At 39.5% G+C, this 8,284-nt stretch carries 9 protein-coding genes; 7 read left to right on the top strand and 2 right to left on the bottom strand.

Annotated features, from left to right (window positions below; all coding sequences use genetic code 11):
* Nucleotides 1-155: 155 nt before the first annotated feature.
* Nucleotides 156-779: a hypothetical protein gene (locus tag GO493_RS30600; RefSeq protein ID WP_157310050.1), complete on the bottom strand. Its 624-nt coding sequence runs from the start codon at nucleotides 777-779 to the stop codon at nucleotides 156-158.
* 258 nt (nucleotides 780-1,037) lie between these two features.
* Here GO493_RS30600 and GO493_RS30595 point away from each other — a divergent pair, with 258 nt between their 5' ends.
* From GO493_RS30595 to GO493_RS30580, 4 genes are all read left to right on the top strand, one after another.
* Entirely contained in the window at nucleotides 1,038-2,072 is a 1,035-nt protein-coding gene (locus tag GO493_RS30595) for a sensor histidine kinase (protein WP_157310049.1), read from the top strand.
* Nucleotides 2,069-2,779: a LytR/AlgR family response regulator transcription factor gene (locus GO493_RS30590; protein WP_232539170.1), complete on the top strand. Its 711-nt coding sequence runs from the start codon at nucleotides 2,069-2,071 to the stop codon at nucleotides 2,777-2,779. Before GO493_RS30595 ends, GO493_RS30590 begins: the two co-directional genes overlap by 4 nt.
* 86 nt (nucleotides 2,780-2,865) lie before the next feature.
* A complete protein-coding gene (locus GO493_RS30585) occupies nucleotides 2,866-3,318 on the top strand; it encodes a hypothetical protein (protein ID WP_157310048.1) in 453 nt (150 codons plus the stop codon).
* 461 nt (nucleotides 3,319-3,779) lie between these two features.
* Entirely contained in the window at nucleotides 3,780-4,499 is a 720-nt protein-coding gene (locus GO493_RS30580) for a hypothetical protein (RefSeq protein ID WP_157310047.1), read from the top strand.
* A gap of 109 nt (nucleotides 4,500-4,608) precedes the next feature.
* On the opposite strand, the gene GO493_RS30575 is transcribed toward GO493_RS30580, so the two are convergent.
* Nucleotides 4,609-5,268 (bottom strand): SMI1/KNR4 family protein, encoded by a 660-nt coding sequence (locus tag GO493_RS30575; RefSeq protein WP_157310046.1) that lies wholly within the window; start codon nucleotides 5,266-5,268, stop codon nucleotides 4,609-4,611.
* Between the two features lie 260 nt (nucleotides 5,269-5,528).
* Between GO493_RS30575 and GO493_RS30570 the strand changes: the two genes are divergently transcribed.
* The 3 genes from GO493_RS30570 to GO493_RS30560 all read left to right on the top strand — a co-directional run bounded on the left by GO493_RS30570 (nucleotide 5,529) and on the right by GO493_RS30560 (nucleotide 7,946).
* Nucleotides 5,529-6,854 (top strand): hypothetical protein, encoded by a 1,326-nt coding sequence (locus GO493_RS30570; RefSeq protein ID WP_232539169.1) that lies wholly within the window; start codon nucleotides 5,529-5,531, stop codon nucleotides 6,852-6,854.
* 107 nt (nucleotides 6,855-6,961) lie between these two features.
* Complete coding sequence (locus tag GO493_RS30565; RefSeq protein ID WP_157310044.1) at nucleotides 6,962-7,327, top strand: VOC family protein; 366 nt, start codon at nucleotides 6,962-6,964, stop codon at nucleotides 7,325-7,327.
* Between the two features lie 157 nt (nucleotides 7,328-7,484).
* A complete protein-coding gene (locus GO493_RS30560; RefSeq protein WP_157310043.1) occupies nucleotides 7,485-7,946 on the top strand; it encodes a MarR family winged helix-turn-helix transcriptional regulator in 462 nt (153 codons plus the stop codon).
* The last annotated feature ends 338 nt before the right edge of the window (nucleotides 7,947-8,284 follow it).

Raw genomic sequence — 8,284 nt, 5'->3', positions numbered from 1 at the left:
CCTATCTCTATGTGAGTTAAGTACCCTTCCCAATGCTTTATTCTGATGGGCCGCCGTATACGGAACCGTACGTACGGTGGCTAGAGGGGACAGGTAGGGAACTAATCCCTACCTTCCTACTCAATAAAGGATCATTAAAGCGCTGGTCTTTGGCATTATTGCTTATTACAATTGAAACTCTTCCTTAGTTCGTTTAGCTTTGTCCAAACGGGATTATCGAAAGGTTGTGGTGAAAGCTGATGGAAAACAAATGTATTATTCATTCCCGGACATTTGATAACATGTATTATACAGTGTAGCACCATGGGTTTTTTAGTCATGTAATCAAGCATGCTGATAGTACCGGAATAAGTAGCCTCATCATTATTCTGTGGTTTACCTGACTTCTTTACCTGGGTCTTTGTTTTAGTAACCATATCTGCAGGGATATTCCGTTTTTCAATATTCCGGCCTACCAGGCCATCGTAATAGGCATTTAAGTTTTTATCAATGATCTCAGCATTGATCTCCTGTATTCCTTCTATATACCATAAGAAAGAATAGGTCCAATAATCCTGTTGGCCAGATTCGCCCCAACCTTTAGCAAAGCGTAGATCTTCCACGCCTTTATAAGGAATAGCGGGTGCAAAATCGATTGGCATTGGGAAACGTTCAATACCCCATCCTTCAACGGGCAAAGTGTATGGCGCCTTCCATGTTTCATGATTGAATGCAGTTTGGCCCTGTCCGAATGAATGCAGCGACCAGAGGCATAACAGTATAAGAACGGTTTTTTTCATAATCATTGGATTTATACAGGGAGATAAGTAACCCTGGTGCTTGCAGACATCAATGACTATGCCTGTCGTAAGAATGCCTGATAGGTGTAATCGTGGATGGAAGAGAACGGCAGGAATTGTTCAGAAGTGGACGGTTTGTGTCCACATTCGTACATAGCAGCTCGCCAATTCTTTGTACTTTACATCTACTTTTTCTGTAGTTCCTCTACAAGATTTTTCATTTTCTAATCAATAGTGTATATAGTGAAAAATCATATAATGAGTTCCACGATCAACAAGAACCTGGTAACCCGTCGACGTTATTTTTACGCTGTCTACTGGGTAATGGTCACTCTTATTTTTCTATATGACCGTACCTATCTGATCCAGAAAGCCGGTCTGCCGAATTTTTTTATTTGCGCAGTGGTCAGAGTTTCCTTGCTTATTGCCCTTGCGTGGATCAACATTCGCTGGCTCATTCCTCATTATCTTTTGCGGGGCAGGTACGCCGGGTATTTTCTGTTGGTTTTGATACTGGTGCTTGGCTATTTAGTGATACAGAGTTTTTACGACTTTTATTTGTTTGGCTATGTGCTTGGGCCCAACAGGAACGTTCGTCTTTCAACTTCGCTGATCTACAATTTTACCCATACTTCTCTTTATTTATTGCTGACAATTGCCTTAAAATTCACTATGGATTGGTATGAGCAAAAAAAATTATTACAGGAGATGCAGGTGGATAAATTAAAGGCAGAGGTTAATTATTTACGTTCCCAGATCAATCCGCACTTTCTGTTCAATGCGTTGAACAATCTGTATGCGTTGACTCTCAAAAAATCTGATGAGGCGCCGGAAGTTGTATTAAAGCTTGCGGAGCTGATGGAATATATGCTGTATGAAAGCGAAGAAGTGTTTGTGCCGCTTGAAAAGGAGATCAGCTATTTGAATAACTATCTTGAATTGGAAAGGATCAGGCAGGGAAATAACGCAGACATACGTTTAACTGTAAAGGGAGATACAGAAAAGTGCCGGATCCCGCCATTCCTGGTATTCCCATTAGTAGAGAATGCTTTTAAACATGGTGTAAGCAGAGTGGCGTACAACGCTTATCTGTTCATTCATATCAGTATTACAGAGGCGATTGAAATATGTATAGAAAACAATAAGAGTAATAACCAACAGTCTGTACACAGTGGGGGGATAGGACTTTCAAATCTCAGGAAGAGACTGGAATTGTTATTTCCCGGCAAATATGTCCTGGAGATAAATGACACAGCAGATAAATACCAGGTATATTTAAAAATCATTCTATGATGCTGGAATGTGTGATCATCGATGATGAACCCCTTGCCCGTGAGTTACTAGCAGGATATATAGGGCAGCATGGCGCAATTGAGTTAGCCGGTACTTTCAATAATGCCCTGGAGGGAATGGAATTCTTAAAGCATCATCGGGCAGATGTTCTTTTCCTGGATATCGAAATGCCGGAGATAAGTGGGATTGATTTTCTCAAAGCTTTGCCAGATCCACCGATCACAGTATTTACAACAGCTTTCCGCGATTATGCCTTTGAAGGGTTTGAGCTGGGTGTCATCGACTTCCTGTTAAAGCCGGTCTCATACGATCGTTTCAGTAAAGCTGTCGATAAGATAAGGGAGTTTTTGTCGCTGGAGAGGAGTAATGCCAATCTTGAGACCAGCGGCGACATACCAACGTTCATTTTTGTCAAAAGTGGCGTGCAGAAGATAAAGCTGTTCTTTGCAGATGTTACGCATATACAGGGATTGAAGGATTATGCCATTATTCATGCGTCAACCGGGAGGATCGTTATAAAGGGTTCTATCAAATCCATGCAGGCACTTTTCCCTGAAGCACTTTTCATAAGAGTGCATAAATCATTCATTGTGGCTAAGGATAAGATCAGGCGGGTGGAAAGGAACAAGGTCATCATTGCAGACCAGCAAATACCTATTGGCAGAAATTATAAGGAAGCATTAGATAAGTTGATTGGCAGGCATTAAGGCTTTTGGTATATTATTCTGGTTGTTGGTATACTAATTTTTTGCCCCGCTCATTTTTCGCCTAGTATTGTTTTAAAAAAACTGCCATGAAAAATGTAACCTTAAAACGCCAGTTAGCTGGTTTGTTAGCACTTGTTATACTTAGTCTTGCCGCGTTCGCTTTTGCGCCGGATAGGGGGTTAGATACATATGAGATCTATCTCAACAATAAGCTTATTTTGAAACAGGCGGCGAATTCACCCGTTAATCTAAGAAAGCTGCAATTAGGAAAGGCAGATAACAATGATCTCCTGCGTATTTTTTATACTCATTGCTCAAATAAGGGAATGGGAACAAATCGGAGCATCATTGTAAAAGATGAAAAAGGAGATGTACTGAAGAAATGGACATTCAGGAATGCTGGTAAGGGTATGGAAATATCAGTAAAGGAGCTTTTGCAGGTAGAAAGGCAAAGCCGGGACAAGGCCCTTAGCTTACATTATGTAGCACAGGAGCTGGCAGAAGGAGATATGTTGCTGGCCTCGGTCAGGTTCGAATAATCAGGATCTTCATTAAATAGACTAATACAAAGAAGACTTCAGGTTAAATGACTTGAAGTCTTCTGATTTTATGCCTGATCCCAAAAGTTGAAGATGGCCATGGTTGGCAGAATAACTGCTTCAGGAACTTATTGTTGTTTCGGTAGTTATTGTTTGTTAATTATATCTCTTCGAATGATCAGGTATTCCTTTTGACAATCAATGGCTTCCTGAGAAATAAGTATGTCTGCAACTCAAAAAGACGTAAATTGCTGACAAATTCAATATCCCCTTAAATCATCAACTCCCAAATCATAGTTGCAAATCTGGTTAAACGAAATGTAGTGCCTATGAGATTATAGAGGGACACATACAATTTTTATGCACTTAACAGCTAGCAGAAATCTCATTTACTGTGTAGGCCTTCTTGTATACTACCTATAATGTACCCCCATTTACTTTATCATTTAAAAACATACGCCATGAAAAAGTATTTATTCATGCTCTTAATGATTCCTGTGGTAGGAATGGGACAGACAAAAACAATTCTTACTTCCAGCCGTTTATTTGCAAAGAATGAAAAGATTACAGAATTTGAAAAGGCCCTGGCCAGCCATGCGCAGAAATATCATACTGGTGATGTGAGCTGGCGTGTATGGAGTATAGAATCAGGGCCGGACTATGGTGGCTATATGGTTACTGAAGGCCCAAGTACCTGGGAAACTTTGGATGGTCGCGGTGATATCAGCACTGCACATAAGATGGATTGGGAGAAGAGTGTAGCGCCTCTTACCGAAGGCCGTGGTCAAAGCGGTTATTACGAGTTCAAGGTGGATTTGAGTACGGTACAGCTTACCGATTATGCTGATAAGGTTGCTATAAATCATGTAACAGCCAAACCTGGTAAGATAGCCCAGGTACAAGACCTCATTACAAAGCTTAAGAAAGTTTGGGAAGCCGGTAAGGAATCTGTAGCAGTTTATGCTGTGACCTATTCAGGAGAGCCGGGCTTTATTGTAGTTTCCCGTTTAAGAGATGGTTTAAAAGAATTATCCAGCGACTATCGTAAACCATTATCTGTAAGATATGATGAGGTGCATGGTACCGGATCGTTTGATGCCTGGCTGAAGGATTACGCTGATGCCGTGCAGTGCCGCTGGACCGAATTACTGATCTATAAGTCTGAGCTGAGTTCTAAATGATTTCTGAGATTCTGATTATTGTTCTGGCGTGAATTATTCGAACTGAATTTTAAATCAATAAAAAATGCCTTGCTGATTATTCATCAAGCAAGGCATTTTAGGCGATTCTTCACAGCTCCAGCTTTTTCATCTGGAGCTCTATATCTTGTTTGGCCTTTAAAAATGTTTTTAAGTCCATTTTCCCTAATTCCCTTTTTTGCTTGATATCGCGGAGCTGTTCGTTCAGGTTTATTCTTTCTTTCTCTGTTTCTGATAACTCTTTTTGAGGATAAAGTTTGTCAGATTCATCTTCTACATTGGTTGTGTTGCTCAATACTTCATCAAGCGTATTGCCTAAAAACACACAATCTTCATCATCTCCAACACTTCCTGCCGGAACCAGAAGAACTGAGGGATTGTTTTGACGGTCTCTGAAATCATAGACGTAAAATTTACCCCCACCATTAAAGGTAATCGGTAAAAGATCAGGCGCCCAGATTAAGAAGCCGTATGAAATATACATTTCTCTGATTCCTTCGGGGCTGAAAAATCCAAATTCTCTTTCACCGTTTATTATGCCACCACCATTTGAATATTCTAATAATTGCTTGTATTCTTCAGGCAATTGTAAATAAGGCGGAATCTGAAAATCAGTTACTGCTTTCCCTTCCGTATAATCAGAAACAATTTTAAACTCTTCTTCAGAGTATGGTTGAAGAAAATAATTATCGGGGATTTCACCCTTTAATCCTTCTTCTTTGTTAAAGAAAGTATATTTTGAATACCACATTTTTGCTTGTAAGGTTGATATGATCCTATAAATAATAAAGCTATTACTGATTGGTTAACAGATCGTTAACCGATTTGACAAAATAATAATGTAACTTTGCCGCAAGGAAGATACAAGGATCAGGATACAAGTGTCGCCGATCATAATAAATAATCACCTGGACCGTTTCCAACATCCCAACAGCCAACTATCAATATACAAATCCTGTATCTATTGTAACACTGAGCAATACCGCCAACATCGTCTTAAAAATTACAAAGATGCAATGCGAGAAATGCCACCAAACAGGATCGAAGCAATATCTCCTGCTGCTTCTTCTATTCGTGTTTTCTTTACCAATTCATGGACAGCTCCCCAAAGTGCTTAAAGATGCCGGTGATGTACTTAAAACCGGTACAGAAACCATGAGAAGTCTCAGCGGATTTATAGATGCTACCAAACGAACTACCGCACAATTTAATAAATCCGTCAAAGTAATAAAGAGCAATACCCCAGCATCAGATGTTCCGGCAGATCAGGTTACAAAGCCCAAATATAAGAAAGGAGAATTTACCAATTTCAAATGGGAGCCTATTGCTTATTTCGACGGGCAAATATTCCCATCTATGGTTATCAGTATGGCCAATTACAACGGGAACATTGATGACGCCTTCATGAACTCTGTTAAAAGCAGTGCCCTGGGGTTCCGGTTCCTGAGCGATAAATCATATATTCCTTTGAAATGGGAAATCGAAAGCAGCGATAAGTCATACTTCGATAAAGTAAGTGGCGATTTCATGTCACAGCAGGCCGGTCAGGAAGTATATTTTATGCCCAACATTCCATGGAATATGTCAACCCTTACCAAACAGATTTCCAGTTCCCCGATCAATATCATATTCAGGGTATTTGATGAAGATGGTAATAAATCAGAAAAATCAATTCCTTTGTTTATGCGCAGTATTAATGACTGTATTTACCGCTACCATGAACAAAAATTTGACTTCCTGTTCACTGCCTTTATCCAGGAACAGCATCCGGAAATCGATAAGATACTCAAAGAAGCATTGAACACAAAACTGGTCTCCGCCATCAGTGGATACCAGGGAGATGATGTTAACACTATTCTCCAGGTAGCAGCCATCTGGAAAGTATTGCACGACAGAGGTTTCCAATATAGCAGTGTTACCACTACTTCTACCAATAGTACTAATATCATTGCCAGTCAGGCTGTACGTACGTTTGATAATTCCATGAAGACCAATCAGGCTAACTGTGTGGATGGTACAGTTGTCTTCGCTTCCCTGTTAAGGGCCATCAATATATCTACAGTAATGGTACTCACACACAACCATTGTTTCCTTGGGTTCTATACCAGCAAAAAAAAGAATAAGATCCTCTACCTGGAGACTACTATGTTGGCCAACTCTGACATTATTGACCAGGTTAAAACGCCGTCCAAAAAGAATCAGGCGTATGTTGATCAGTTTATGCAGGCAGTCAGATATGCCTCGAATAAAGAATACCCGGAGTATAAAGCTGCTAATGATCTTGTAGAGATTGATGTTGATTACTACAGGAATTTTGTCAGACCGTTACCGTTCTAAAAATGTGGCTAACAGAACTTTAGCGTTCTCTTGTCTGAAGGCGCATAAAAACATTTGCTTATTGTTGTCGTGTATATTATATTTGCGACAATAATTAATTATCCAAAATGAAACAATTAACATTTGCATCGCTACAAGTGAAAAACCTGGAAGCGTCAAAAGACTTCTATACCCAAAAATTAGGATTTGAAATTGGCACGACTAACCCACAAGCCTGTGTTTTCAAGTACAATCAGGGAGAGGCAAGTTTTGCTATTCGTACGCCTCTTGAACCAATTGAAGGGAAAGAGTTGGGCATTGGCGTGGCTATCTGGTTTGCCGTTAACGAAAATGTAGACGAATTGAAAGAAAAATTCATTGGGAATGGAATAACAACCGCCGGGCCAATTATCGAAACACCTTTTGGCAGAGCATTCCATGTGAAAGACCTGGACGGCTATAAACTTACTTTTTTGGAGACAAAGGAAAAGTAAATTATCAGCCAATAATACATTTTAAACAACATGAGAAATAAAATTTTAATTACAGGAGCTACAGGTGGCTTAGGAAAAACAAAATCACTGACTGAATTTTGAAAGAAGCCTATAATTAAAAAGAATGTCTAAATTCTAGAAATCATTCAATATAATTATGCCTAAAGAAATTGATTTTCATTTTAAAAGTCCAAACGATAGCCCGGGTTATTTGCTAGGACAATTAACTATGCTTTGGCAACGAAAGCAAAAGAAAGTGTTAGACCCTTTGGACCTGACACAAACGCAATTTGTTTTGTTGGCAGCTGTAGGCTGGCTTTCAAAAAAGAGCAACGCAGTTACACAGGTTGACATTGCCAAACAAAGTAATGCAGACACAATGATGGTATCAAAGGTATTGCGCACATTAGAAGATAAAGGGTTCATAACGCGAAAAGAGCACGAAACAGACACGAGAGCAAAAATAATCAGACTGACAGCTAGTGGAGAAGTGGTTTTGCAGAAAGCCATTATTGAGGTAGAAAACGCTGACCTGGAATTTTTTGCTGCATTAGGTGCTAAGCTTTCTTCATTTAATAAAGACATGGTGCAGCTTATTGATAAAAACAAGAATGAATAAGGGGCAACAATTTCATTAACTTTTTAGCAGAAACAGCTGATGGATGAATCCTAAAAACAAGCGAGCCAGTTAATGAATAAAACTATATACTAAATTTTGTTTTAGACCGTATGGAAGTTGAACCCAATGCCCCATAGGGATCAGTAAGATAAAGTTCAAGGCGAAATTAAAAGACTATATGTTGAACCATATGTCTGTTTTTTGTTGCTCCAGGGTGTGTAAAATAAACTGTGTCAATAAAACTTAAGTACTTAACAGGCCTCGTTACTGAATGATATTTTTTCTGATGCAGCGGGGCATTGATCCCAAAGGTCCAAAAAATATCATTCAGTAACGAG

Source organism: Chitinophaga tropicalis (genome assembly GCF_009758205.1).
GTDB classification, from domain to species: Bacteria; Bacteroidota; Bacteroidia; order Chitinophagales; family Chitinophagaceae; genus Chitinophaga; species Chitinophaga tropicalis.
This window is presented reverse-complemented; position numbering and strand designations above follow the sequence as displayed.

Excerpts from the sequence above, each read along its gene's own strand:
- GO493_RS30600 (WP_157310050.1), bottom strand. The coding sequence starts at position 779 with ATGAAAAAAACCGTTCTTATACTGTTATGCCTCTGGTCGCTGCATTCA.
- GO493_RS30595 (WP_157310049.1), top strand. The coding sequence starts at position 1,038 with ATGAGTTCCACGATCAACAAGAACCTGGTAACCCGTCGACGTTATTTT.
- GO493_RS30590 (WP_232539170.1), top strand. The coding sequence starts at position 2,069 with ATGATGCTGGAATGTGTGATCATCGATGATGAACCCCTTGCCCGTGAG.
- GO493_RS30585 (WP_157310048.1), top strand. The coding sequence starts at position 2,866 with ATGAAAAATGTAACCTTAAAACGCCAGTTAGCTGGTTTGTTAGCACTT.
- GO493_RS30580 (WP_157310047.1), top strand. The coding sequence starts at position 3,780 with ATGAAAAAGTATTTATTCATGCTCTTAATGATTCCTGTGGTAGGAATG.
- GO493_RS30575 (WP_157310046.1), bottom strand. The coding sequence starts at position 5,268 with ATGTGGTATTCAAAATATACTTTCTTTAACAAAGAAGAAGGATTAAAG.
- GO493_RS30570 (WP_232539169.1), top strand. The coding sequence starts at position 5,529 with ATGCAATGCGAGAAATGCCACCAAACAGGATCGAAGCAATATCTCCTG.
- GO493_RS30565 (WP_157310044.1), top strand. The coding sequence starts at position 6,962 with ATGAAACAATTAACATTTGCATCGCTACAAGTGAAAAACCTGGAAGCG.
- GO493_RS30560 (WP_157310043.1), top strand. The coding sequence starts at position 7,485 with ATGCCTAAAGAAATTGATTTTCATTTTAAAAGTCCAAACGATAGCCCG.